We start from the raw sequence: 26,062 nt of genomic DNA, 5'->3' as shown, positions 1-26,062 counted from the left end.
CACCCCAGAAAGAGAGATTCACCATGACCAGCAAGAAGAGCATCGGCGCTCTCGCGCTGCTGACGGCAGGCGCGTTCGCCCTGACCGCCTGCCAGCAGGGAAGCGCGAGCGGTGGTGGCGGCGACTCCGAAGATGGTGCCGTCACGCTGCAGTTCCAGTCCCTCTCGGACCAGCCGGCCACACAGGAAGCGATCCAGGCGGCCGTGGACTCCTGGAACTCCGACAACCCGGACGTGCAGGTGGAGATCATCCAGGCCGGCTGGGACGGCGCCTACGACAAGCTGATCACCCAGTTCACCGGCGGCACCGCCCCGGACATCATCCACTTCGAGGCCGCCGCGATCGTGGCCTTCGCGCAGGATGGCTACCTTGCCGACCTGTCCGCGGGGCTCAGCGAGGAGACGATCGCTGACATCCCGGAGGGCATCTGGGACTCGGTGACCGTGAACGACGAGATCATCGCCTACCCCTCCACGATGCAGTCCTACGTGGCGTTCGCGAACGCGGACCTGCTCGAGGAGGCCGGCGTGGAGGTGCCCACCGGGGACTCGATGAGCTGGGACCAGCTTGCCGAGATCGCCGAGGCGACCACCACCGATGACGTCTACGGCCTCGGCTGGGGTCTCGGTTCCCCGGCCGCCACCGTGATGACGCTCGCTCCGGGCTTCGGTGGCGACTTCTTCTCCGGCTCCGGCGATGACGTGCAGATCGAGGTCGGCGACGCCGAGCTCGAGGTGCCCGAGCGCATCCATGAGATGGCGTACGAGGACGAGTCGCTGGACCCGGTGAGCCTGACCCAGTCCGGTTCGGACGTGCTGGCCTCGTTCTACGGCGGCACCGTGGCGATGACCGTGCAGGGTTCCTATCAGGCCGCGAACATGGCCAATGACGCCCCGGAGGGCTTCAACTGGGTGGCGCTGCCGCCGCTGGAGGGCTCCGAGGGTGCGCTGCAGGCCGCGAACCCGCAGACCTACTCGGTGAACATCGACTCCGAGAACGTCGAAGAAGCGACCGCGTTCCTGGACTTCTTCGCCTCAGGGGAGACCCTCGCCGCGATCGCCCAGGCGGATGCGCTGATCCCGGCCTCGGAGTCGGCCCGTGAGGTGGTGGCCACCGAGACCGGTGGCGAGGACGGCTGGGAGCAGATCCTGGCGACTGCCGATGGCATGGTCGGTGCCCCGTTCCTGCAGGCGAACGGGTACGCCGAGTGGAAGGAAACGGTGCTGAACCCGGCGCTGCAGCAGTACCTGGGTGACCAGATCAGCTCCGAGGAGCTGGCGACTCAGCTCACCGACGGCTGGGGCTGACCCCGTCCGCGGCACCCGGGCAACCGGGTGCCGCGGATCTACCCGGTACCTGCGGGTCCCACCCCACACCACCCGCGCGTTGCCGCAATCTGTCGCTGGCGTCTCAGGCGAGGCGACAGATCGGGGCAACACGAGATCCGAAATCGAATGGAGAACCCACGTGAGTTGGCTGGAAGACCGAGTGGCGGGCGTACTCGCCGGCGCCGCCGTCGGGGACGCGCTCGGCGGAGCCACCGAGGGCTGGACCCCCGAGCAGATCGAGGAACGCCACGGGGGCAGGGTCACCGGCATCGTCGGCCCGTTCCTGCCCGACTGGCGCACCGCCCGCCCGATCGCGCCGTATCACAAGGGCGATGGGCACGTCACCGATGACACCTTGATGACGCACGCGCTGATCGAGGTCTACGCCACTCACCACACCCACCTGGACGCCTATCACATGGCCTCCGATCTGGTGCCGCTGATGCTGGGCGAGCGCCGGTGGGTGCCCGAGCTGGAGGATGAGGCCCTCATCCTGCAGCGGGTCTTCCTCGCCGAGAAGCACCTGGTGGCCAAGCTGCACTACGGCCACGTCGACCCGCGCGAGGCCGGGGTGGGCAACATCGTCAACTGCGGCGCCACCATGTACATGGCCCCGGTGGGGCTGGTGAACGCCGGCGATCCGGCCGGCGCTTATGCCGAGGCGATCGATTTGGCCGGGGCGCATCAGGTCTCTTATGGCCGTGAGGCTGCCGGCGTGTTCGCCGCCGCTGTCGCGGCTGCCCTGGTTCCCGGCACGACGGCGGAGCGTGCCGTGGACGAGGCCCGTCGCCTTGCCCATGACGGCACCCGGGCCGCGATCGACGCGGTGCTCGAGGCCGTCGCCGCGTTCCAGGCCGCCGGGGGACTGGCCGCCCACGACGAACGCGAACTGAACCGGGTGCTGCGCGCCGCCGTGTCCCCGTACGACACCGTGGGCGAGACCTACCGGCAGCCGGCGATGGACGCCCGGCTGCCCTCCCGCACGAAGTCGATCGAGGAGTTGCCCGTCGCGCTGGGGCTCGTGGTTGCCCACGACGGCGATGCGCGCGGAGCGATCCTCGATGCGGTGAACTATGGCCGCGATGCCGACTCGATCGCCACCATGGCCGGCGCCATCTGCGGTGCACTCGCCGGCCGGGACGCCATCCCGGGTGCCTGGGTGCAGGACGTCACCACGGCGAGCAAACTGGACCTGGACACCGTGATTGCTTCGATGACCGCGAGCGTGCGGGCGATCACCGCTGACGACGCCCGCCGGGCCCGGCAGCGCACCGAGGCCCTGAACGCCATGCTGGAGGAATCTGCGTGAGACTCACCTGGGCCCAGCCCGAGGACCTCGTCGCCCATGAGCTGGTGGCACTGGCCGAACAAGGGGCCGAATATTCGGCCCTTGATTCGGCCGCACACCGGTGGGAGGCCGCCGGTGGGTCGTTGCAGCCGGAGCGCTCCGGGGCGAGCGCCGACGCCGCGGACCCGCAGCTGCGGCTGATCGCCCGCCAGGTGCTCGCCCAGCTGGCCGAGCTGGACACCACCGACCCGGCCGAACCGGACGACTGGGCCGACATCACCGCCCAGATCCCGGCCACCCCGGCCGCACCGGGCCAGCCGGTGACGGCCGACCTGGACCGGGTCGCCGGTGCCTGGTGGGGCCGCTCGGTCGGCTGCCTGCTCGGCAAGCCGGTGGAGAAGATCCCGCGGGAGGGCATCGAGGAGATCGCCCGCGCCACGGGGAACTGGCCGCTGCGGGGATATTTCACCGCCGACGGCCTGCCGGAGGATGTGGCCGCCCGGTGGCCGTGGAATCGCCGCTCGGCGCCGACGTCGCTGGTGGAGAACATCAACGGCATGCCCGAAGATGATGACCTGAACTTCCCGCTGCTGGCGCTGGACCTGCTGGAGACCCACGGCGCGAACCTGACCACCACTGACGTGGCGCAGTCTTGGCTGGCGAACCTGCCCGGCGGGCGCGTGTTCACCGCCGAGCGGGCCGCTTACCGCAACCTGCTCGACGCCCGGGAAATCACCGAGACCGGCGCCTGCGAGACCGCCACCCACCTGAACCCGTTCCGCGAATGGATCGGCGCCCTCATCCGTGCCGACGTGTACGGCTGGGCCCACCCCGGAGACGTCTACGCCGCCGCCCGGCTCGCCTGGGTGGACGCCCGGCTGAGTCACACCCGCAACGGGATCTACGGCGCCATGTGGGCCGCCGCCATGTGCTCGGCCTCCCTTGTCAGCGACGGTGTGGATGACGTGCTCGACGCCGCCGAGTCGGTGCTGCCCCCGGCCTCCCGCCTGCTCGAGGCGGTCCGCTCCGGGCGCACGGCAGGGGAGGACCTGCGCGACGGTCGCATTGACGACGAGGAAGCACTCGACGCCTTGCACGCCCAGTACGGCCACCTGCATTGGGTGCACACGCTCAACAACGCGGCCCTGATCGCCATGGCCGTGGCTGCCTCGGGCACCGCTCCCAGACCCGCCCCCGGCACCGCCCCCACACCCACCGGGGGTGAAGTTTCCGTCGATGATCGGCCCATCACCGACGTCAACTTCACCCGCGGCATCACCCTCGCCGTAGCCGCCGGCTGGGACACCGACTCCGCCGGCGCCACCGTCGGCTCCGTCCTCGGCGCCCTGACCGGCAAGTCCGGTCTCGACCCAGCCTGGACCGACCCCCTGCACGGCCGCCTGCACACCTCTTTGCCCGGCCCGCAGACCCACGAGTTGGACGAGCTCGCCTCCCGCACCCACGCACTGTCTGATCGGATGATGACCTCATGAGCGGCGGCTTCGACCCCCTCGTCCCACGCCCCCTCGACCTGCCCACCGAGGTCCCGCTGACCGGCGACCTCACAGGTGGCGAAGTTGCCGAGGCGCTAGACGAGGCGAAGATCCTCGCCGCCCCCGGCACCCAGGCCGACCCACCCGACCAGGCCACGCTGGACGCTTGGCGCAAGCAGCTCCACGCCTGGCGCGCGGGCGCTCTTGCCCGGTACGGCACCCCCACCCGCTACGACGCCCCGGAAGCCCAGTGGGCGAACCGCTGCTTCACCGTGGCGCAGACCTGGCTGTGGGATGAGTTGTTCTTCGACTTCGAAGCCCAGGTCTTCACCCCGGAACGCTTCCTCACAGACGCCCAGGACCGCTTCGGCGGCCTCGACGGCGTCGTGCTCTGGCATGCCTACCCGATCATCGGCATCGACGAGCGCAACCAATGGGACTTCCACGACGTCCCGGGCCTGGCCGAGGCCGCCGCCACCCTGCATGAGCACGGGGTCGCGGTGTTCGTCGACTACAACCCGTGGGATACCGGCACCCGCCGCACCGGCAACACCGACGCCGAAGATCTCGCCAGCGTGGTTCGCCACCTGAACGCCGACGGCGTCTTCCTCGACACCCTGAAGAAGGCTGACCCGGAGTTCGTGGCCGCGATGGAGGCGGCGCGCCCGGGCATCGGCTTGGAGGGGGAGTCGAAGCTGGTGACCGAGCGGGTCGCCGACCACGCACTCTCCTGGGCGCAGTGGTTCGCCGACTCCGAGATCCCGGGGGTGCTGCGGGCGCGGTGGTTCGAGCGCCGGCACATGCAGCACCACATCCGCCGCTGGAACCGCGACCATGCCGCCGAGCTGCGCTCGGCGTGGCTGAACGGCGTCGGCGTGATGGTCTGGGAGGTCGTCTTCGGCGTCTGGGTCGGCTGGAACGAGCGCGACGCCGCCACCCTGCGCCGGATGCTGCCCGTACAGCGCGCCATGCACCGTTGGATCACCGAGGGCGAGTGGACCCCGCTGGCGGTGTGCGAGCCGCCAGTGTTCGCCTCGACGTTCGAGCTCGACGGCGTCACCCTCTACACGCTAGTCAACACCAGCGATGAGGACGTCACCTACACCTCCGGCCCCGGTACGTGGGTCACCTTCGACGGCCCGCTCCAGCACGGGGAGGCCGAGGTGATCGTGCCCGCCCAGGGCGTGGCAGCGCTGGTTCATCTCTCCGACGGCGCAGCACTACCCGCCGAGGTCGCCGACGTTCACTTTGAGCCGCCCGTTCGCGACTCCTCGTTCCCGCACCGCCGGGCGGTGCGGCTCAGCGCACCTTCCTGGACCGGCCCGAAGGCGGAGGCAGCGCTCGTTTCGGCCTTGTGTGCCGATGTAGTCGAGGTGCCCGCCGGGGAGCACGTGCTCACCGTCCGGCACCGCCAGCGCGAGACCGGTATGTACGACGGCGCCCCGTACGTGGAGGAGTGGAAGCCGCTGCCGCCGCGGTTGCACGATCAGCGCACGCTGGAGCGTGTTGTGCAGATTTCCGACGGCGTCCGTGTGGCTGCCCGGGAGGTTTCCGCGGCTGAGTACGTGCAGTTCCTCGAGGCTCTTGGCGAGGCAGTGGACTCTGGCGTCGATCCGGCTGCTGACCATCCGGCGACGGGCGTCACCTTCGCTCGCGCCCGCCAGTTCGCCGCGTGGGCCGGTGGCCGGTTGCCTACCGAGGACGAGTGGCAGTTGGCTGCGACTCGGTACGGGTTCGAGCGCCGCACGCCCGCGGAGTGGAATTGGACCGAGTCGGAGCACTCGGATGGGCGCACCCGGTTCGTGATGCTCAAGGGCGGCGCCGAGCACAAGAGTGAGGGCTCGGACTGGTACGTCGATGGGGGAGTGCAGTCCCCGGAGTTTGCGCTGAAGTTCCTGCTGCCGGGTCTGGGCGTGGACGCCTCGCCCTCGATCGGGTTCAGGGTCTGCTGGGACGGTGAGAACTGATGGGCACTCCGCTCGATGACCTGCTGGTGGTGGACGCCTCCACCCTGTTCGCCGGCCCGATGGCGGCGATGCACCTGGGCGACATGGGCGCCCGGGTGATCAAGGTGGAGCACCCTCAGCGCCCCGATCCCTCGCGCGGGCACGGCCCGGCCAAGGACGGGGAGAACCTGTGGTGGAAGACCCTGGGCAGGAATAAGGAGACGGTGACCCTCGATCTGCACACCGCCGGTGGGGTGGAGGCGTTCCTGCGCCTGGCCGAGCGGGCGGATGTGGTGATTGAGAACTTCCGCCCCGGCACCCTGGAGAAGTGGGGGCTGGGATATGAGCAGCTTTCGGCGAAGAACCCCGGGCTGGTGCTCGCCCGGGTGACCGGCTTCGGGCAGAAGGGGCCGTATCGGTCGCGGCCGGGGTTCGGCACGCTGGCGGAGGCGATGAGCGGGTTCGCGGCGATGACCGGCGAGCCGGACGGGCCGCCCACGCTGCCGCCGTTCGGGCTGGCCGATGGGGTCGCCTCGCTGACCACTGCCTATGCGGTGATGACGGCGCTGCATCATCGAGCCCGCACGGGTGCGGGCCAGGAGCTGGACATCGCGATCATCGAGCCGATCCTGGCGATGCTGGGCCCGCAGATCACCCGCTGGGATCAGCTCGGCACGGTGCAGCCGCGGACCGGAAATCGGTCGGCGAACAACGCCCCGCGCAATGCGTATCTGACCGCGGACGCGAAATGGGTCGCGGTGAGCACAAGCGCTCAGTCGATCGCCGAACGGGTGATGGAGCTGGTCGGCCGGCCCGAACTGACCCGCGAGGAGTGGTTCGCCACCGGCGCCGGACGTGCACGACATGCCGACGAACTGGACGAGGCCGTGGGCGCATGGATCGCCGAGCGCTCCCGCGATGAGGTGGTGGCCGAGTTCGAACGGGTGCACGCCGCGGTTGCGCCGATCTATGACGCCGGCGACATCATGGCCGACCCGCACTTCCAAGCGCTCGGCACGATTCACGGCATCGAAGACCCGGTACTCGGCGACATGAAGATGCAGGGTCCACTGTTCCGGATGTCGGGTGCGGACTCGCGCATCGCCTGGACAGGCCGTACTCCGGGCGCGGATACCGAGGCGCTGCTGGGGGAGCTTGATTTCTCGGACGAGGAGATCCACACCATGCGGGAGGACGGCGCATGCTGACCTCGCTCTACGTCCCCGGCGACCGGCCCGACCGCGTGGCCAAGGCACTCGCCTCCGGTGCGGACTGCGTGATCGTCGACCTCGAGGACGCAGTCGCCCCCTCACACAAGCAGCTGGCACGGGAATCCTTGGCAGATGCACGTGCCCGGGTGGGTGCTGGTCATGTTGGTGACGGCCGGTCTGGTTCGGGCCTCCCGAACGTTCAGGTCCGGATGAATGCCCGCGGCTCGGCCTGGCACCAGGACGACCTGGCCGCGGTGGGGGAGTTGAACGAGGACATCGGCGTCCGCCTGCCGAAGGTCAACGGCCCCGATGACGTCGCGGCTATCCAGGCGGCACTGCCCGGTCGTGCCGTGCACGCCCTGATCGAGACCGCGATCGGCATCGAGCGAGCGTTCGAGATCGCCAGCGCCGGCGTAGCGACGGTGACCCTGGGCGAGGCCGACCTGCGTGCGGAGTTGGGTCTGGCAGCTGGCGAGGCGGGGGAGCCCGGATTGGCCTGGGTGCGCTCACGGCTCGTCGTCGCCGCCGCGGCTGCCGGACTCCCGGCCCCCCAGATGAGCGTGTGGGCCGACGTGAAGGACACGGACGGCCTGGCCCGCAGTTGCGCGGTGGGCAAGGCGCTCGGGTTGGTGGGACGTTCCGCGATCCACCCAGCGCAACTGCCCGTGATCCGCGATGCCTTCCGGCCCACGGAAGCAGAGATCGCCCGGGCTCAGGAGATTGTCGACCGCGTCGGCTCCGCGGGGGCCGACGGCGCCGGAACAGTGGTACTCGACGACGGAACGTTCCTGGACGTCGCGATGCTCGGCGCCGCCCTGCAACTGCTCGAACGCTCCGATCGCTGACCGCGCCGATGAAGTCAGGGCGATGTGGGCCTCGCGATCGTCCAGTCATCCGTTGCACTCTGTGTTCAACGGCCGGGTCACGGAAGCAACGAGCACCTTGCTAGCCGTAGCCCGCCGCATCACGTTGTGGTAGCGCTGCCATCTTTACCCTGATCTTTGACGTCGGTCGGCCGGATGGTGACGCGGCATGACCTACGACCTCGGCAGAACCCTGGCCAGCCCTCACATGGCGCATCGCAGGGCAACCCTCAGCAGCCGGAGGGCTCGCAGCCGTCTAGCTAGGGTCAGTACCCTGTAGGCCCTCCGCCCGGAGGTCGTGGCGGACACTACCTGGGCCGCTGCCTCCGCCCGGAGCCTATTCGCAGCAGCCGCCGGGCGAGTCGCCGGTGAATAGCGGCGGATCGCCTGCACGCAAGAGGCGCAGCAAGTGGCAATTGATCGTCGTTGGCGCGGTGGTGTTCCTCCTTATCGTCGGCAATCTCGCGAATGGGACTGATAGCGACGAAGCGGTAGCCACACCGACCGCCTCGACTGAGCCGACAACTGCTGAGCCCGAGGAAACGACGGCACCACCGGAGGAGACATCGCAACCTGAGCCGGAGCCCGAACCCTAGCCGGAACCGGAGTTCAGCCTGGCTCAGAGCAGCGCGGTGGACACTTCCCGGAGTTTGCTTGACCACAGCTCGTTGTCACGTTCCGGCTTGATCGGTCAACTCGAGTTCGGGACTACTCCACTGATAATGTGACCTTTGCCTTCGATCGCGTCGAGCCCGACGGGGACGAGCAAGCTGCAGCGATGACTGAGCAGTACTTGGACTATTCGTCCTTCTCACGGCAAGGCCTGTTGGATCAGTTGCTGTTCGAAGGGTTCACGCGCGAGCAAGCCGAGCACGGCGTCGCTGAAGTGGGTCACTGAGAACGAACCTGAGCATCGCGCAAGTGCACGGAGGCCGCCGTTTTGCCGGCTGCGCGGAGCGGCCCACGACGTCGCGCTGCTTCCAGCCGTCGGCAGGGTCTCACCCGTATACTCCTCCAGCACCTCGACCATCGCATGCGTCACGTGCGGATTCGCTTAGGATCGTGGCGATGGCCAGCAACGATAAGCAACTTCCCGCAGAGGCGTGGGCACGCGTGAAGATCGATGCCCAGTTGACGGCTGCGGGCTGGGCTGTGCAGGACGGCAAGGCCTTGAACCTCTTCGCTGGCGAGGGTGTCGCGGTCCGCGAGCAGGTGATGGCACCCGACCACGGTCGCGTGGACTACCTACTGTACGTGGACCGCAGGGTCGTTGGCGTCATCGAGGCGAAACCCGAGGGCACCACGCTGTCGGGTGTCGAGTGGCAGTCCGCGATGTATGCCACCGGCTTGCCAGAGGGGCATCGCAAGCGTGCCCGGGAGATCGACGGGCGGCTGCCGTTTGTCTTCGAGGCCTCGGGCTCGGAGACGCACTTCACCAACGGGTTCGACCCGGACCCACGAGCACGAGCGGTCTTCCACTTCCCGAAGCCGTCAGCACTTGCCCGCGCCCTGCGCGAGGCGGATGCGAACCCGGCTGCCCCGACCTGGCGGGGCAAGGTGCGCGCACTTCCCGAACTGGACGTGGAACGGCTGCGGCCAGCGCAGATCAAGGCTATTAGCGGCACCGAGCAATCGCTCGTCGAGCAGCGGTTCGATCGCTCGCTGATCCAGATGGCCACGGGTGCCGGCAAGACGTTTACCGCGGTGACGCTCGCGTATCGGCTGCTGAAGTACGGCGGCTTCTCCAAGATTCTGTTCCTAGTGGACCGCAACAACCTCGCCGACCAGACCCTGGCGGAGTTCCAGAACTACACCACCCCTGACGACGGGCGCCGCTTCTCCGAGATCTACAATGTCGACAAGCTCACGGGCGCGGGCATGCTCGGCTCGTCGAACGTCGTGATCTCGACGATCCAGCGGGTTTTTAAGGTCCTGAATGGGAACGAGGTCCTCGGTTCGGACGACCCGCAGCTCGACGACTGGAAGCCTGACTCCCCGGTACAGGCGACGTACAGCTCCGGCATGCCGCCGGAAACGTTCGATCTGGTTATCGTCGACGAGGCACACCGGTCAATCTACGGGGTGTGGCGCAGCGTCGTGGAGTACTTCGACGCTCACGTCGTCGGGCTGACCGCCACGCCGGGTAGACAGACGTTCGCCTTCTTCCGTCAGAATCTGGTCTCGTCGTACACGTACCAGGAATCGGTCGCCGACCAGGTCAACGTCGACTTCGACATCTACCGCATCAGGACAAAGGTCACCGAGGAAGGCGGCACTCTGCCCGCAGGGATCTTCGTCCCCAAAGTCGACAAGCGCACCCGCGTGCAGCGCATCGAGCAGATCGACGAGGACGTCGACTATACGCCCAGGCAGCTCGACCGCGCCGTGACGAACCCCAACCAGATCCGTCTGGTCCTGGAAACGTTCCGCGACCGGCTGTTTACCGAAGTCTTCCCGGGCCGCTCGGCAGTGCCGAAGACGCTGATCTTCGCCAAAGACGACTCGCACGCCGAGCAGATCGTGACCCTGGTGCGGCAGGTGTTCGGCAAGGGCAACGAGTTCGCCGCGAAGATCACCTACGCCGCCAACGACCCTAAGGGCCAACTCCAGGCGTTTCGCACCTCCCCGAAGCTGCGCATCGCGGTTACCGTCGACATGATCGCGACCGGCACGGACGTCAAGCCGCTAGAATGCGTGTTCTTCCTGAGGGACGTCAAGACGGCTCAGTACTTCGAGCAGATGAAGGGCCGCGGCGCTCGCACCATCGCGACCGCGGACTTCCAGGCCGTCACCCCGGATCCGGCCGCCAAGGAGAAGACTCGCTTCGTGATCGTCGACGGCGTGGGCGTGACTGAGCACGACTTCGTCGAGCCGCCTCTGAACCGGCGGAAGTCCGTTTCGCTCGTGCAGCTATTGAAGAAGGCAGCGAACCTGACAATCACCGAGGACGAGGTCGCCACCCTCGCCTCGCGCCTGTCCGCGCTTGAGCTGCAACTCACTCCGGATGAGCGAGCCGAGATCGACAAGGTCGCTGGCGGGTCTCTCAAGCAGGTCGTCCGCGGCCTGGTCGACGCCGTCGACGCCGACAAGCAGGCCGCCGCCCTCGACGATGCCGGCGGCGAAGACGCCGATCCAGCCCAGGTCATCGAGAACATCATCGAGGCGGCGATCGAACCGTTGGCAGCAAACCCGGACCTGCGGACCCGCATCATGGAACTGCGCCGTACCCACGACCAGATCATAGACGACTATAACGCCGACGAATTGGTCGATGCCTATGGTGTCGTCGATCCCGAGCGCGCCAAGTCGGTCGTTGAGGACTGGGCGAAGTATCTGAACGAGCACCGCGACGAGATCACCGCTATCCAGGTCATGGACGAGGCCAAGTCCCGCCGGGTCTCGTTCGAAGCGATCAAAGAGCTCGCCGACCGCATCGCCCGGCCCCCGTACAACTGGACTCCGGACATTGTCTGGGCTGCGTACGAGCAGGTCGATGTAGGTCGTGTACGTCACCGCGACAAGCCCCGTCTCACGGACGTCGTGTCCCTGGTGCGATATACGCTCGGCGCAGACTCTGAACTGATCCCGTTCGCCGACGCAGTCGCTGAACGATACATAGGCTGGCTTCTCGCCCAGGAACAGGCCGGGGCCCAGTTCACCGACACGCAAAGGTGGTGGCTCGACCGCATGGTCGACGTGATCTCAAACTCCGCAGGCATTACTGCCGACGACCTTGAACAGGCGCCCTTCGACGAGAAGGGTGGTATCGGCGGCGCTCTCCGCGACCTCGGCGACGACGCCGGTGCTCTGCTCGATCAGCTCAACGAGGAGCTTACCGCGTGACGGAGGCAACTCGCCGCTGGGTAGCAGCGAAGCTCGGTGACTTTATGGTTGAGCGTGGGGGGGCCGTCAACCCGGCGCAGTTCCCTGACGAGGAGTTCGACCTTTACAGCATCCCTGCTCATGATCGCGGCGGGTTCGATGTGGTGCGCGGTGCCGATGTCGGGTCTAGCAAGAGAGTCGTCGCCCCGGGCGACGTGATCGTGTCAAAGATCGTGCCCCACATCCGCCGAGCGAGGGTGGTCGGCCCGAGGGGTAAGCGCCGACAGATCGCGTCGACGGAGTGGATCACGTTCCGTTCGGAAGTGCTAGTCCCCGCCTTCTTGCGCTACTTTCTGGTCTCGGACCAGTTCCATCAGCAATTCATGTCGACCGTTTCAGGCGTGGGTGGGTCACTGATGCGTGCGCAACCTTCCCGCGTGAAGCCGATCGAGGTACCGGTGCCGTCGATCAGGGACCAGCGGCGGATAGTCGATATTCTCGATGACCACTTCTCTCGCCTCGACGCCGGATCCGAAAGTGTACGTTTCGCAGAATCGCGCCTCAGCGTTTTCTTAGATTCCATCGTCGACACTGCTCCGGAACTGGAGGAATCGCGCAGTTGCGACCTCGCCGAGATATTGGCTCAACCTCTAAGTAATGGAAAATCTGTCCCAACTGCCGATGGCGGGTTCCCTGTTCTTCGCTTGACCGCGATGCGAGATGGGACCATCGACCTCAGGCAGCGAAAAACGGGTCGATGGTCTGCGGAAGCGGCCAAACCGTTCCTCGTCTCTGCGGGGGACGTGTTTGTTGCGCGCGGAAACGGAAGTCTGAAACTTGTTGGGCGAGCTGCGTGGGTCGTCGATAACCCAGACTTGGTCGCCTATCCCGACACGATGATTCGCATGCGCCCAGATCTTGGAAGAATTCAACCCGACTACCTTACGGCGGTGTGGAACTCTCGTCTGGTACGCCGTCAGATCGAAGCCCGCGCCCGCACGACAGCTGGAATCTATAAGGTGAACCAGGGCGATCTGCGACGGATCACGCTGCCTGTTCCATCTCTCGAGCACCAGCGGGCGTTCATTGCGCGCCTCGACGAGTGGTCGTATGCGGTCCACGGGACTGCGCGCAAGGTCGAGACAGCTGCGCGGCGGGCCAACTCGCTGAAGAGGTCATTGTTGGTAGCGGCGTTCTCCGGGAAGTTGACGGGCGCGGAGTCCGACATCGAACAAGTGGAGGAGATGGCCGGTGTCTGACGCTCGTCGCCTGGTCGACAAGATCTGGTCCTACGCGCACGTCCTGCGCGACGATGGCATTGGAGTCATCGAGTATACTGAGCAGTTGACGTACTTGCTCTTCCTGAAAATGGCACACGAGCGCGCGACGCGAAAGCTTAACCCCGAGCAGATCGTGCCCGAGGCGTACTCCTGGCAGCGCCTGTTGGATGCCGAGGGTGCCGCGCTGGAGACCGAGTACACCCTGACCCTTCAGGGCTTGGGCCGGCAGCCGGGCACGTTGGGAACGATCTTTCGCAAGGCGCAGAACCGGGTCCAAGACCCGGCGAAGCTCAAGCGACTCATCCACGACCTCATCGACAAGGAGCAGTGGTCGTCCGCTGGAACGGACGTCAACGGTGACGCCTACGAGTCGCTGCTGGCCAAGGGCGCCTCGGACAAGGGGTCGGGCGCGGGCCAGTACTTCACGCCACGTTCCGTGATCGCTGCCATTGTCGAATGCGTCCAACCGAGCGTCGCTGACTCGGTCGTTGACCCGGCATGCGGGACCGGCGGTTTCCTCCTCGGTGCTCATGAGTACGCGTCTCGCGGGGCTGAGTCGATGACCCCGCCAGAGCGTGAGCACCTGCGCAATGGCTTCGCGCACGGCACAGAGCTCGTCGACGGGACTGCACGCCTCGCGGCAATGAACCTCCTGCTACATGGCATCGGTGAAGCAAACGGTGAGTCGCTGATCGACGTCAGGGACTCCCTGGCCGCAGACCCTGGCCGCCGCTGGTCGGTGGTGCTGGCGAACCCGCCATTCGGTACTAAATCGTCGCTCACGATGGTCGGTGCTGACGGTCGAGAGGCCACAGACGACAGGGCCGTGGAGCGGCAGGATTTCGTCGTGACAACGTCAAATAAGCAACTCAACTTCCTGCAGCACATCATGACCATCCTGGAGATCAACGGCCGTGCCGCCGTCGTCATGCCGGACAATGTGCTGTTTGAGGGTGGCGCAGGCGAGACGTTGCGCCGCCGCCTACTGAATGATTTCGACCTGCACACGCTGTTGCGCCTGCCGACCGGGCTCTTCTACGCCCAGGGCGTCAAGGCGAACGTGCTGTTTTTTGACAAGCGGCCGGCGTCCGAGACGCCATGGACGTCGAAGTTGTGGGTGTACGATCTACGCACAAACCAGCACTTCACGCTGAAACAGAACCCATTGACTCGTAAGCACTTGGACGACTTCGTCGAGTCATACGGCTCTGGCAAGGCGCACGACGAGCGCGTCGAGTCTGAGCGCTTCAAGGCGTTTGCCTACGACGAACTACTGGCCCGTGACAAGGTCAACCTCGACATCAGGTGGCTGCGCGACGAGTCCCTCGAAGACTTCGACAACCTTCCTGCGCCCGAGATCGTCGCCCGCGAGATCGTCGAGGACCTGACCGCGGCGCTCGAGCAATTCGCCGCCGTTGCCGCGGCCCTTGAGCGGCCGGACCCTGACAGGGCGGTCTGACGATGGTCGAGACGAATATGAACGGGTCATGGTGGGCCACTGCCGGATGCCTGATGCGGTGTACCGGCCTTTGCGCGAGCGAGCGTCGCTCGGTGTTCGCGAGCCGTCTGGTGCGCGAGTGTGGAGCATTGTGAGTAGCCACGGCAAACGCCTCAGTTGGGAGCTACTTGATGCCACTCGCGGTCTGGGCGTCGAGCGCGGCGTCGATCTTGTGCTGCACGCCCTGTTCGTACGTTGGGTCACGACGCACAACGACGACGTGGAGGGTTGGCGGGAACTCCGCGCAGCCGCCACTGATGAAAGGCTGGTCCAATGCTTCATTCGGTTCGACATTTCCCGAGAACAGACAGATGAGGCTCGGCTCGACGACGCGGAAGCCTACCCGGGGACCCTGCGCACGATCCTGCATCTCATCGACAGGTCGATCCCATGGACGGCGACCGTCGCAGAGCAGCATGAGCAGATCGCCGATACGTTCGACGAGTCGCTCGGCTACCTCTCGCGGCTGGGGAAGCAGGCGGGAGAGTCCGAAACGCCCGTCGCTGTCGCAGACCTGATGGCAACGCTGACAGTGCGCCCTGGCGACTACGTCCTCGACCCAGTTTGCGGAAACGGAACCGGATTGCTAGCCGCTGCCCGCGCCCAACCGGAAGTGAGCGTATCCGGCTTCGACATCAACCAGCGGGTTGCCCGTCGCGCTTCCATGCGCCTCAAGATTCACGGCGTCGATACTGCCGACTGGTTCGGCCCGCGGTGCGCTGACGCCTTTGACGAGCCCCAGACCGGCGATGTTGACGTCGTGCTCGCTCAGCCTCCGTGGAACCTGACATTCACCGACCGGCAGCGACATACCATTCGTCGTCTCGCGCGCGGAATGCTATCGGGAAAGTCAGCCGCACCCCAGGGTGACATGCCATGGCTGCTGCTTGCGCTCGACGCCCTACGGGCCAACGGACGTGCAGCACTCGTCCTCTCGCGAAGTAGTCTCATGCCCCGCTACCGCGCGTACCACGAGTACCTCCTCCAAAGCGGTGCGGTCGAGGCAATCATCTCGCTGCCACCAGGGGTCTTCCGCCACACCGGCATTTCCACCGTGCTGTGGCTCCTTCGCGCGCGCACGGCCCGTCGGTGTGAGTCGGTCGCCCTAATCGATGCGCAGACCTTGGTGGAAACCGCCGACAAGGGCCAGGTCCATATCGGCCCCGGCGCTATCGCCGCCCTTGTCGATATCGTCGCGGGCTCTCGCGACACCGGCACCATCACGGCTCCCGTGCACGTGGCGCGCACCGTCGATTCTCACGAACTCGATCTCGACCGTGGGCTGGACCCCGCCCTCTACTTGGATGAACCCCCGGGCGAGCAAGTCACACACCCAGCACCTGACCGCAGACTCCTCACCCGGGTCGAGCTCAGCAACTTCAAAGCCTTCGGGGCCCCGAAGCAGATGCCTTTGGCGCCGCTCACCCTGGTGTACGGCGCGAACTCGGCAGGGAAGTCCACGCTGGTCCAGTCGCTCCTGCTCCTGAAGCAGTCCCTAGGATCCGACGCTCTCGTCACCCAAGGCCCCCTACTGAACGTGGGTGGCTTCCGAGGCCTCGTTCACCGGCACGCCGATGAGCCGGTGAAGATGACACTCACATACGGCACGCTCCCGGCGTGGATCCGCGCAGAGGGGACACCCGACCCCACGCTTGCGCGGCACGTGGGCTGGACGTTCGAAAGTAATGCGTCCGGTCAGGGTGCGGTAACCGAGACAACCATCCGGTTCGGGGATTATGGGCTCGTCTTCGGCAGGGACCCTGGCGCGAGCGCCTTTACGCTCAACCGTGGGGACCTCTACGAGGTTTTTAGGGGAGTCGCCAGCGGCACGCTCCTGTACCCATTCGACGCCCGCCACCACCAGGACGGTGACGAGGTCGAGCAAGCTCGACGGCTCAAGGGGCGGGAGCAGAACGCGAGGCGCGCACTGCGTGCCCTCGAACGCAATGGCGTGGACACCATCCATGTTCGCGCCAACGGCATCATGCCTACTAACGACGTGCTCCTTAGCCCCCGGCGTTCCGGTGGTGATAGACGTGAGCAAGGAATCGTCGACTCCTATCTCAACAGGACGACCAAACTCGCCGGGGGAGTTGCAGCCGAAGTGACCCAGCTCCTCGAAAACGTCGTATGGCTCGGCCCGCTACGATCTGTTCCCCAACGCGTCTACGACCGCGCTGACGCCTCCTCTGCGACCGGTGACGGCCGAGACGTTGCCATCTACCTGTTCGACCACGCCACCGTCGTCACGCAAGTCAACGAGTGGCTCAAGCGCCTCGAGGTGCCCTATTCTCTTGACGTGATCCCGGTGAACGCGGGCAATGCCGCCCATCTCGTCGGGGACCTCGTGGCCGTCTCCCTGACCGACAGTCGAAGCGACGTCAACGTCACCCCTGCCGATGTCGGGTTCGGCATTAGCCAGGTACTTCCCATCGTCGTGGAGCTCTTATCCCGCCGGAATAGCATAGTCGTGATTGAACAGCCCGAAACCCACCTACATCCACGTCTCCAAGCACGGCTCGCCGACCTATTGATTGACACCACACGACAGGGCCGCCAGGGCAACCAACTTATTGTCGAGACGCATAGTGAGCACCTCATCCTTCGGGTGCAACGACGCATCAGAGAAGGAAGCCTCGACCCCAGCAGCGTATCCGTCGTTTACGTGGACCAAAGTCCCGAAGGGGACACCACGATTAAACCACTCCGCCTCGATGAGCAGGGCGAGTTCTTAGACGAATGGCCCCACGGCTTCTTCGACGAACGCCTCGACGAACTCTTCGGCGCGTTCTGATGTACGCCCGAGTTGCCTTGGCCCCCAACGCCCTAGATCTCGGCAGTATCCAGCCGTTGGCGGCAAACGCCCTTCACGAGTCCCTAGTCGAGACCCTGCTCGCCCATGGACGTCTCGTGTTCGTAAGCGACGACGAAGCCAGGGAATTCGTTCGCGCCGTCAGAGGCATAGCCGGGATGCCTCCCGGTGCACGCGCGCGATGGGAGGCCATGCTTGTCCACCTGAGGAAATCCCACCGAGTGGTCGTTGCTGATCCTCCCAGCCGCGACACACTCGCCACCGTTGACGGAATAGACCGTCTCAGAGCTGGGTGGGGCGGCCAGGCTGACGTGGCGGTCGTTTCTCAAACTCTTTCTGTTACTCTCGGCGTTCCAGGGGACACCGGAATCCTGAGCGCGCCGGGACTTAAGCCAGACGTGGCTGTCGCAGTCACCGCCCCCACTGCGCCTGCGCTTGCTCGAATCGTGGAACAGGAGCGGAGCCCCTTCGCCGCGCACGGCACCGCACGCGAAGATTTCTGGTTCAACGTCCTGAGGCCCATCGCAACAGGTGCCCGCGAAGTCGTGATACTCGACGGCTACCTCTTCAACCGCATCACTGGAAGCGCATACGGTCGAGGTTCGGCATCTGATGTGCCGGAGCACATATGTTGGCTCCTCGAACACCTGGACAGCGTCATGGCTGGAGGGTCCACCGTCAGGCTCGTTGGGAACGCCTCCAAACTCAACAGCCGCGACGACGCCTGTGCCCTTGCGCAAATCATCCACCACCGGTGGTCCCCGGCTAATGAAGGAAGGCTCGCCCGAGTTGAGGTGCACCTAGGAGACCCCTCCAACGGCAGGCAGCGCTTCCCCCACGACCGCCACATCCGGTTCAGCACCGGAAGTGCCGTCAAGATTCCGGCCGGGTTCGACCGCCTCCGCGACAGGCGCATCTGGGACACCAGTGGGATGTGGTGGACCTACCTATGGCGCAGCCGCGCACTGGATGCGCTCCGATCAGATGAGCAAACAGCCACTTCGCTCGCACGGCATCCGCTAGCCCTCGCCCTCAGCCGAGCGGATTCCAACTGACGCGCTCCCGGGTTCAGAGAAGGCTCCACTCCACTGAACCCAGGGGCGCAACAGCCAAACTCAGGTTAGAGATGAGGGCTCCTCGACGCAGCTATCGCCAAAGCGGGATCCGGGTCGCGATGGTGCCATCGGATGGTCCACCACGGGGCGGCTCGTCAACGATAGGCTGGCATCAGCGCCGCGGGTTCACCCGTCTCCTGCGGGCGAGAGAGGGGCAACGATGGCGACCAGAGACGCAATGGTTCGGCTGCAGCGTGTGGCAGAGGCCGCCGCAGCAAGGAAGGTCGACTCGACCAGGCACAAGTGTTTCGTCTCCTACCACGCCGACGACATGGCTGCGGTCGAAGACTTCATCGAGACCTTCGGATCAGAGTTCCTTGCTCGATCCGTCGGTGTGACAATCGAAGATGACTTCATTGATAGCGATAGCGACGAGTACATTAAGCGTCGCATTCGCGAAGAGTATCTAACAGATTCGACAGTCACAATCTTGCTTCTAGGCCAGTGTACGTGGGCGCGCAAGTTTGTCGATTGGGAGATCTCATCGTCGCTCCGGAACGATACAAGCAATAAGCGCAACGGTCTTCTCGTATACCCATTGCCTTCGATGAACAACAAGGCTCGGCTCCCCGGTCGAGTCAGGGACAATTGGCGCGAAGGCGACACGGACGCTTCGTACGTGCGCTATCTAAGCTACCCGACGTCGAGCTCCGTTGTGCGATCGAACATCGAGGCAGCTTTCAACGACAGACTAGACAAGTCGGACTTGGTCGACAATTCTCGCGAACTCAAGAAATCAAATTCAGCATGCACATAACGTCGTCAACGTTTGTGGCGGTTCTTCAGGAGTTTTTATGACGGTCTCCTATCAGGTTCTCGCGCTCCATGTTGATCGCCCAGGCTGGTTGGCTAAGCTCCGACAGTCGGTCGCATCGGAGTTGATGGCGTTGGGTGTGCACAAGTCTTTGAATGTCAATGTGACCGAGGAGTTGCTCGACAGCGAAGCTCCGGCTGTGGCGGTGTTATTGGTTGGCCCTGCAACCAAGAATGCTTCCAGCCTTGACCGCCGGATCATCGCTGCCAGAGACTCGGGTCTTGTAGTTATCCCGGTCGTAGATAGTCTTGCGGCCTTTGCTGCGCAGGTGCCTGACCTGGTATCCGCGTTCAACGGATTCGAGTGGTCGGGTGGCGATCCGGAACGGAGGCTTGCCCGTATCGTTCTGAAGCAACTGGGCATTGAGGAGCGTGATAGAAAGGTATTCATCAGTCACAGACGGAGCGATGGCCTCGCCGCCGCAGAACAACTCTATGACGCCTTATCACATGTGTCTTTCAGCCCGTTCATTGATCGTTTCGCGATACCGGCCGGCGACAATGTTCAGCTCAGAATCGCCGATGCACTTGAGAGCTTCGCTTTCGTACTACTGCTGGAGACTCCGGACGCGCATGCGTCCGATTGGGTTTTCGATGAATTGGAGTACGCCCTTGCGCACTCTATGGGAGTGCTTATTGTAACATGGCCCGACGAGCCGCCCCCCATACCGGGCAGCGATCGACTACCACGGGTACACTTGCAGTCTGCTGATTTGGTCCAAAAAGGTCACGGGTTCGACGCTCTCTCGTCCGAGGCAGTTGACCGAGTGCTCCGAGAGGTTGAATCTGCACACGCCTTGGGATTGGTTAGACGCCGCAAGATGTTGCTCTCCAGTGTCCAGTCTTCGGCCGAGGCTGGAGGTGCTACATGTACTGCCCTCAAGGACTGGAGTATGGACGTGTCTGGTCCAAGCGGGCGCTCGATAGTTGCTGTTGCGCCACGTTTGCCGGAGTCGGAGGATCTGCATCGACTTGACGAGATGCGGAATTCCATTCAAGAGACGGCCGATGCATTGTTGATTCATGCCGCGAGGCAACTGGAGGCAAGTCGGAAGCGACACCTGGACTGGGCAAAGGGCGATCGTAACTTGAGGATGATTTCGGAGAACGCCGTCGGAGGATTGTGGTGAAGCTAAGCAGCCTTACAACGAGCCTCGGAGGGGCGTCCGTGTTCTTATCGGCTAGTATACCTGATACTGCGCGTTGGGATGGTGCCTTCAACGTCCTAGAGATTACTGACGCGGTCGTTGCAATTGCCAGGGAGGTGTTACAACGAGGTGGTCGCTTGGTGACAGCAGCCCACCCTACGATTGCGCCCCTTCTTCTTTACGTGGCGTCGGAGCAGCGCCTCAATTCTCATCCCACGGTTGTTGTTTATCAATCGGCGGTGTTTGACGCAGTTCTTCCGGAATCGACGCTTCGTTTCGAAGCTGAGGGAGTAGGGTCGATCGTGCGCACTGCCGCGGCTTTTGGAGAGTCAGCGGATCCGGTGGAAGCGATCCAGAGTCTTGATCTTATGAGGCGCCAGATGCTTACGGAAGAAGAGCCTGTGGCTGCCATCTTCGTTGGAGGGATGGGCGGTATTATCAAGGAGCACGCGCTCTTCCGTGAGATTCGAGATGGCGCGCCAACTTATGCACTTGGTCATCCCGGGGGTGCCGCTGCCGGGCTTGTAGAGGAGTCGCCCCCTGCACTTCGCGCAGAGTTGGCTAATGGCGACGTTTATCCAGCGATTGCGCGTCGCATTCTCGACGATTTAGCGAACTGGACGAATGGTTCCGCCTGATGCCCGATGGGCGGCGCCGGTACAGGCCCACTCGTGCGGCACGCGAGTCGTTGCGCGAATTGGGGCAGGCCGGTTGGGATCCTCGGCTTTCTAATCGGCAATTGCCGCGGGAGCTGACATCTTCGATCGCGCCGTGGCGTCACGATGCCGGGTATTTCGCGATGTAACGCTTAGCGGTGAGATAGTGAATCCTTCGACCTCGGTATCGGTGTGCTGGGGAGACGGCCGCTAGATTCGGTCCTGGTGGGCTCGACACGTCGCGCCAGCGTCGTTCTCCGGAGTGCTGTTCGAGGTTCAGCCGCGATCGTGGCTTGCCCTACCGATAGGCCAGAGATCGTGCGTGAGCGTGTGTCAGCTCGTCTTCAGTGAAGCCGAGTTGTCCTAGGTAGAGCAAGCGCCCAACGGCTCAGGTGGATTCGGCTCCCCGTGCTTCATCAGCGAACATCTTCAGCGCCGCATTCGGCACCCGCTCCAACACGCCCCCCGCCGTCCTCCGTAGCTCCAGCAGCCCCAGGTGGTTCCAGTGGTTGTCGGCGCTGTCGGTGGCGTATCGGTAGAGCCAGTCGATCAAGGAGAAGAACGGGAACCACGTGTACCCGGTGATCGGGACGCCGTCGGCGCGTAGTTCTTCCAGCGCAGCCAGCGATTCCTGCAGCCACTGGATCTTCGCCTCGGGTGACTCGTTCCGCGAGGTCTCGGTGATAGCGATGGGGATTCCGTAGCGTTCGTGGTTGACCCGCACGAGGTCCACGAGCCCCTCGACCCCGCCCTCACCCGGCACCTCGGCGCCGGCCTCATCGAATGTGGTGGTGCTGAACCCGGGGTAGTAGTTCACGCCCATGATGTCCGGGGTCTTCGCGTTGTCCCGGAACCAGGCCAGCTTCTCGGCGCTGATGCCGTGCTCGCGCAGGTGCCCGTACAGCGAGTGCTCCTCATCGACGCGCCCGAGCACTAGATCAGTAGCGATGAACCGCCACTCCTCCAGGTGCTCACGCGAGTGCCCCGGGAAGTGATCGCCCGCGTACCGGAACCCGGCGTCGACGAACACGATCTCCGCCTCCGGCGCCGCCGCGTGGATCGCCTCCTGCGCCCGCGACATGCCCTCGGCCACTGCCGTCACGACCTTCACGTAGCCGTCCTCGCCGGTCAGGTACGGCGGCCAGCCGCCGTCCCGCCCGCACCACTGGGCATTCACCAGCGGCTCGTTCGCCGGGGTGAAGGAGGTGAACACGCCCCGGTAGCGCTCGGCCACCGCCCCGGCATAGCGCGCGAAGTACTCCGGATAGCGCGCGTTCACGAACGAGTTGTCCAGCCACAACGGCGTGCCGTAATGCAGCAGGTCCACCACGCAATGCAGCCCGATCTCCTGCATGTGGGCGGCCACCTCGTCGATCCAGGAGAAGTCGAACTCCCCAGGTGCCGGTTCCACCTGGAACCACGGGATGCCCCACCGGATGAACTCCGCGCCGGCCTCCCGCGCCAGGTTCAGGTCCTCGCGCCAGTAGTGGTAGTGCTGGGTGAGTTCGTACTCGTCCAGCTTGCGGTGGCCCACCTGCTCCTGCGGGATGAAGGTGTCCTCGATGCCGACGCCCATGGCGATGCGGTCAGGGGAGAAGAAGTGCGTCATGAGTCGCTCGGATTCCTTTGCTACTTGATGCCGGTGGTCGCGATACCGGTGACGAACGTGCGTTGAATGAGGAGGAAGAACAGGATCAGCGGGATCAGCGCCAGCACCGAGCCGGCCATCAGCAGCCCGTACTCGACCACGTGCTGCCCGGCGAACAGCGCCAGCCCGGCCGGCAACGTGGCGCCGTCGATCGAGTTGGACATCACCAGTGGCCACAGCAGGTCGTTCCAGTTGAACTGGAAGTGGAACAACCCCAAGGTCAGCAGCGCCGGGGTGGTCAGCGGCAGCATCACGCGGGTGAAGATCCGCCACTCGTTCGCGCCGTCGATCCTTGCCGCCTCCTCGAGGTTCTTCGGCAAGGCGAGGAAGAACTGACGCATGAAGAACACCCCGAACGCGTTCGCCGTCCGCGGCACGATCATGCCCGCCACGGTCTGACCCAGGCCGAGGCTGTGCACCAGGTCATACAGCGGGATGATCACCGCCTGGTAGGGGATCATCAGCATCACGATGATGGCGATGAACGCCGCCGTCTTGCCGCGGAAGTCGAACCGAGCCAGCGCATACCCGGCCATCGTGTCGAAGGCCAGGGAGAGCACCATCACCGAGCCGGCGAAGATGATCGTGTTCCCGTACAGCTGCGCGAACGGGATCGCCGACCAGATCTCGGCGAAGTTCTCCAGCGTCCACGTCTGCGGCAACAGCGTCGGGGAGGCCGAGGCCGCCTCGGCGTTCGGCTTGAACGCCGTCAGGATCGACCACACGATCGGGAAGATCATCGCCAGCCCGATCGCTAGCATGGCCACCGTCAGCGCCACCGTCCAGGCGCGGCGCAGGGCAGGGGACGTGGTTCTCATCAGTACCTCACCTGCTTACGTCCGAAGTAGAAGTACTGCGCCATCGACAGCAGCAGGATCAGCAGCAACAGCAGCACCGAGACCGCCGAGCCGTACCCGAACTCGAGGTTGTTGATCCCCACCCGGTTGACCATCACCACCAGCGTCTCGGTGCTCATCGCCGGCCCGCCGTTGGTCATCACCTTGATCTGGTCGAACACCTGGAAGCTGGCGATCGCGGCCAGGATGCTCACCAACATGGTCTGGTTGCTCAGCAAGGGCATGGTCACCGTACTTAATTTCTGGAGGCGACTTGCGCCGTCGAGCTGGGCGGCCTCGTAGAGGTCGCGGGGGATGGACTGCAGCCCCGCCAGGAACATCACCATGTAGAAGCCCACGTTCTTCCACACACCCACGGCCATGACGGCGGCCATCGCCGTTCCCGGTTGCGCCAGCGCTCCCTGCGTGGGAGCCAGCCCGACCCCGTCCAGCCAGTGCGTGACCAGACCGTAGTTCGGGTCCAGCAGGAACCGGAACGCGATCGAGACGACGGCGAGGGAGACCACGAAGGGCACGAACACCGCCGTGCGGACGATGCCACGGCCGAAGAACTTCGCGTTCAGGGCCATGGCCAGGGCCAGCGCCAGGGCGATGGTCACCGGGGTCACCACGACGGCGTAGATCACCGTGTTCTGCAGGGCGTTCATCACCTGGTCATCGGCGATGAGCTCACGGTAGTTCGCCAGCCCCACCCACTCCGGGGGCGTGAGCAGGCTGTACTCGGTGAAGGACAGGTAAGCCGTGCGCAGCAGCGGCCACGCCGTGAACAGGGTCAGCAGCGCCAGACCGGGGGCGAGGAACATCCACGCCGCCCGCGCCTGCCTGCCGGCGACCGTGCGACCGATTCTCATAGGTCATCCCGTGATCGGTGGGTGGGCCGGTGTCTTGCCGAACGAGGCAGGGCCCACCCGGGAGCGGATGGTCAGGAGCCGTCGTCGAGGATGGCCTGGATCTGCTCACCCGCGGCGGGGAAGAGATCGGCCACCTCACCGGTGCCGTTCAGCGCCGACTGCAGCGCCGGGGTGAAGATGTCCTCGTTGATCTCACCCGATCCCGGCACGCCCGTCAGGTACGGGCGCACGTTGTCCAGCACCTCCGGTGCCCCGAAGACGGCGGCCCATTCGTTGGTCACCGCGTCACCCGGCATATCGGTGCGGATGGCGGGGAAACCGGAGCCGTTGGCCCAGGTGGCCTGGCTCTCCACCGACTCCCAGTAGGCGAAGAACTGGAAGGCGGCGTCCTTCTCGGCGTCGGTGAGGCGCTGGGAGATGGTCATGGAGACGACGTCGCCGAGGATCGACTGACCCTCGGGGCCGGCCATCGGCACGGTGACGTCGAAGTCGAGGCCGGCCTCGGTCAGGCCCGCGGTCATCCACGGGCCGTTGATGGTGATCGCGGCGAGCTCGGCCTGGAAGAGCTGGTCGGAGTCGGCGCCGGACATGCCCACCGGGGTGATCTGCTCCTCGCGGACCAGGTTCACCCAGTGCTCGGCGGTCTCCACGGTGGCCGGGTCGCCCAGCAGGGAGGTGGTGCCGTCGTCGGAGACCACACCGCCGCCGCCGTTCCACAGGAAGCTCGGGAAGACCGGGACGGTGGAGTGATCGCCCATGGCGATGGGGTACTGCTCAGGGGTGCCGTCACCGTCCTCATCCACGGTGAGGTCGGGGATCATCTCCTCGAACTCCTCCCACGTGGTGGGCGGGGCCTCGGGGTCCAGACCGGCCTCCTCGAACAGCGCCTTGTTCCAGTACATCAGCACCGGGCCGAGGTTGAGGGGCACGCCGTAGTTGACGCCGTCGAAGACCGAGGCCTGCACGGCACCCTCGGCCAGCACGGAGGTGTCCATGTAGGTGTCGTCGGCGTAGAAGTCATCGGTGGGGGCGAGCACGCCGCGCTCGGCGTATTGAGGCAGGCGCGAGGCGCTCATCGCGACCAGGTCAGGGCCGTCGTCGGAGGTGGCCGCGGTGAGGAACTGTTGATAGAGGGAGTCCCAGGGGAGGGCCTCAGCCTCGATGGTGACCTCGTCCTGGGAGTCGTTGAAGTTGTCGACCACCTCCTGGAAGGCGGGGCCGTCCGGGCCGGTGAGGCCGTGCCACATGGTCAAGGTGACGGGGCCGCCGTCATCGGTCGAACCGCCATCGCTGCAGGCGGCCAGGCCGGCCGTCAGGGCGAGGGCGGCACCTGCGGCGATGCAGGTGCGTCGGGTGAGTCGCATGATGCCTCCAGTGCTCTTGCAACGTTGAAAGACGGTGCCAATATATACAACATCCTTCTTTCATGCAAC

At 65.2% G+C, this 26,062-nt stretch carries 19 protein-coding genes; 15 read left to right on the top strand and 4 right to left on the bottom strand.

The window, feature by feature from the left end; genetic code table 11:
• Positions 1 to 23 precede the first annotated feature (23 nt).
• The 15 genes from IM660_RS11860 to IM660_RS11790 all read left to right on the top strand — a co-directional run bounded on the left by IM660_RS11860 (position 24) and on the right by IM660_RS11790 (position 21,255).
• Positions 24 to 1,307, top strand: coding sequence for an ABC transporter substrate-binding protein (locus IM660_RS11860; RefSeq protein ID WP_193495748.1), 1,284 nt, complete (start codon positions 24 to 26; stop codon positions 1,305 to 1,307).
• A 160-nt stretch (positions 1,308 to 1,467) separates the two neighbouring features.
• Positions 1,468 to 2,637, top strand: coding sequence for an ADP-ribosylglycohydrolase family protein (locus IM660_RS11855; protein ID WP_193495746.1), 1,170 nt, complete (start codon positions 1,468 to 1,470; stop codon positions 2,635 to 2,637).
• Positions 2,634 to 4,109: an ADP-ribosylglycohydrolase family protein gene (locus IM660_RS11850; protein WP_193495744.1), complete on the top strand. Its 1,476-nt coding sequence runs from the start codon at positions 2,634 to 2,636 to the stop codon at positions 4,107 to 4,109. Before IM660_RS11855 ends, IM660_RS11850 begins: the two co-directional genes overlap by 4 nt.
• Positions 4,106 to 6,076, top strand: coding sequence for an SUMF1/EgtB/PvdO family nonheme iron enzyme (locus IM660_RS11845; protein ID WP_193495742.1), 1,971 nt, complete (start codon positions 4,106 to 4,108; stop codon positions 6,074 to 6,076). The genes IM660_RS11850 and IM660_RS11845 overlap by 4 nt, the downstream gene beginning before the upstream one ends.
• A complete protein-coding gene (locus IM660_RS11840) occupies positions 6,076 to 7,263 on the top strand; it encodes a CaiB/BaiF CoA transferase family protein (RefSeq protein WP_193495735.1) in 1,188 nt (395 codons plus the stop codon). The genes IM660_RS11845 and IM660_RS11840 overlap by 1 nt, the downstream gene beginning before the upstream one ends.
• Positions 7,257 to 8,111, top strand: a complete 855-nt coding sequence (locus tag IM660_RS11835; RefSeq protein WP_193495733.1) for an HpcH/HpaI aldolase/citrate lyase family protein — start codon at positions 7,257 to 7,259, stop codon at positions 8,109 to 8,111. Before IM660_RS11840 ends, IM660_RS11835 begins: the two co-directional genes overlap by 7 nt.
• A 742-nt stretch (positions 8,112 to 8,853) precedes the next feature.
• Entirely contained in the window at positions 8,854 to 9,027 is a 174-nt protein-coding gene (locus tag IM660_RS11830) for an Ltp family lipoprotein (protein WP_193495731.1), read from the top strand.
• A gap of 170 nt (positions 9,028 to 9,197) precedes the next feature.
• Entirely contained in the window at positions 9,198 to 11,972 is a 2,775-nt protein-coding gene (locus IM660_RS11825) for a type I restriction endonuclease subunit R (RefSeq protein WP_193495729.1), read from the top strand.
• Positions 11,969 to 13,210 (top strand): restriction endonuclease subunit S, encoded by a 1,242-nt coding sequence (locus IM660_RS11820; RefSeq protein WP_193495727.1) that lies wholly within the window; start codon positions 11,969 to 11,971, stop codon positions 13,208 to 13,210. Before IM660_RS11825 ends, IM660_RS11820 begins: the two co-directional genes overlap by 4 nt.
• Positions 13,203 to 14,690 (top strand): class I SAM-dependent DNA methyltransferase, encoded by a 1,488-nt coding sequence (locus IM660_RS11815; RefSeq protein WP_193495726.1) that lies wholly within the window; start codon positions 13,203 to 13,205, stop codon positions 14,688 to 14,690. The genes IM660_RS11820 and IM660_RS11815 overlap by 8 nt, the downstream gene beginning before the upstream one ends.
• Positions 14,691 to 14,820: 130 nt before the next feature.
• Entirely contained in the window at positions 14,821 to 17,523 is a 2,703-nt protein-coding gene (locus IM660_RS11810; RefSeq protein WP_193495724.1) for a DUF3696 domain-containing protein, read from the top strand.
• A 56-nt stretch (positions 17,524 to 17,579) separates the two neighbouring features.
• Positions 17,580 to 18,596, top strand: a complete 1,017-nt coding sequence (locus tag IM660_RS11805; RefSeq protein ID WP_193495722.1) for a hypothetical protein — start codon at positions 17,580 to 17,582, stop codon at positions 18,594 to 18,596.
• Between the two features lie 220 nt (positions 18,597 to 18,816).
• Positions 18,817 to 19,413, top strand: a complete 597-nt coding sequence (locus tag IM660_RS20015) for a TIR domain-containing protein (RefSeq protein ID WP_425503831.1) — start codon at positions 18,817 to 18,819, stop codon at positions 19,411 to 19,413.
• A gap of 37 nt (positions 19,414 to 19,450) precedes the next feature.
• Positions 19,451 to 20,599 carry a Thoeris type III anti-phage system protein ThcB4 gene (locus IM660_RS11795; RefSeq protein WP_193495719.1) on the top strand — a complete coding sequence of 383 codons (1,149 nt, stop codon included), beginning with the start codon at positions 19,451 to 19,453 and terminating at the stop codon, positions 20,597 to 20,599.
• Positions 20,593 to 21,255, top strand: coding sequence for a Thoeris type III anti-phage system protein ThcA (locus IM660_RS11790; protein WP_343071980.1), 663 nt, complete (start codon positions 20,593 to 20,595; stop codon positions 21,253 to 21,255). Before IM660_RS11795 ends, IM660_RS11790 begins: the two co-directional genes overlap by 7 nt.
• A gap of 406 nt (positions 21,256 to 21,661) precedes the next feature.
• On the opposite strand, the gene IM660_RS11785 is transcribed toward IM660_RS11790, so the two are convergent.
• From IM660_RS11785 to IM660_RS11770, 4 genes are all read right to left on the bottom strand, one after another.
• Positions 21,662 to 22,882: a family 1 glycosylhydrolase gene (locus tag IM660_RS11785; RefSeq protein WP_193495715.1), complete on the bottom strand. Its 1,221-nt coding sequence runs from the start codon at positions 22,880 to 22,882 to the stop codon at positions 21,662 to 21,664.
• 20 nt (positions 22,883 to 22,902) lie between these two features.
• Positions 22,903 to 23,739 (bottom strand): carbohydrate ABC transporter permease, encoded by an 837-nt coding sequence (locus IM660_RS11780; protein ID WP_193495713.1) that lies wholly within the window; start codon positions 23,737 to 23,739, stop codon positions 22,903 to 22,905.
• Complete coding sequence (locus IM660_RS11775) at positions 23,739 to 24,629, bottom strand: carbohydrate ABC transporter permease (protein ID WP_193495712.1); 891 nt, start codon at positions 24,627 to 24,629, stop codon at positions 23,739 to 23,741. The genes IM660_RS11780 and IM660_RS11775 overlap by 1 nt, the downstream gene beginning before the upstream one ends.
• Before the next feature lie 71 nt (positions 24,630 to 24,700).
• On the bottom strand, positions 24,701 to 25,993 hold the full coding sequence (locus IM660_RS11770; RefSeq protein ID WP_193495710.1) for an ABC transporter substrate-binding protein: 1,293 nt from the start codon (positions 25,991 to 25,993) through the stop codon (positions 24,701 to 24,703).
• Positions 25,994 to 26,062 lie beyond the last annotated feature (69 nt).

Source organism: Ruania alkalisoli (assembly GCF_014960965.1).
GTDB lineage: Bacteria > Actinomycetota > Actinomycetes > Actinomycetales > Beutenbergiaceae > Ruania > Ruania alkalisoli.
Note: the sequence above shows the minus strand (reverse complement) of the source record. Positions and strands in the feature narration are given on the sequence as shown.

Bases quoted from the DNA above. Each gene is read 5' to 3' on its own strand.
- IM660_RS11860 (WP_193495748.1), top strand. From the start codon at position 24: ATGACCAGCAAGAAGAGCATCGGCGCTCTCGCGCTGCTGACGGCAGGC.
- IM660_RS11845 (WP_193495742.1), top strand. From the start codon at position 4,106: ATGAGCGGCGGCTTCGACCCCCTCGTCCCACGCCCCCTCGACCTGCCC.
- IM660_RS11840 (WP_193495735.1), top strand. From the start codon at position 6,076: ATGGGCACTCCGCTCGATGACCTGCTGGTGGTGGACGCCTCCACCCTG.
- IM660_RS11835 (WP_193495733.1), top strand. From the start codon at position 7,257: ATGCTGACCTCGCTCTACGTCCCCGGCGACCGGCCCGACCGCGTGGCC.
- IM660_RS11825 (WP_193495729.1), top strand. From the start codon at position 9,198: ATGGCCAGCAACGATAAGCAACTTCCCGCAGAGGCGTGGGCACGCGTG.
- IM660_RS20015 (WP_425503831.1), top strand. From the start codon at position 18,817: ATGGCGACCAGAGACGCAATGGTTCGGCTGCAGCGTGTGGCAGAGGCC.
- IM660_RS11795 (WP_193495719.1), top strand. From the start codon at position 19,451: ATGACGGTCTCCTATCAGGTTCTCGCGCTCCATGTTGATCGCCCAGGC.
- IM660_RS11785 (WP_193495715.1), bottom strand. From the start codon at position 22,882: ATGACGCACTTCTTCTCCCCTGACCGCATCGCCATGGGCGTCGGCATC.
- IM660_RS11780 (WP_193495713.1), bottom strand. From the start codon at position 23,739: ATGAGAACCACGTCCCCTGCCCTGCGCCGCGCCTGGACGGTGGCGCTG.
- IM660_RS11775 (WP_193495712.1), bottom strand. From the start codon at position 24,629: ATGAGAATCGGTCGCACGGTCGCCGGCAGGCAGGCGCGGGCGGCGTGG.
- IM660_RS11770 (WP_193495710.1), bottom strand. From the start codon at position 25,993: ATGCGACTCACCCGACGCACCTGCATCGCCGCAGGTGCCGCCCTCGCC.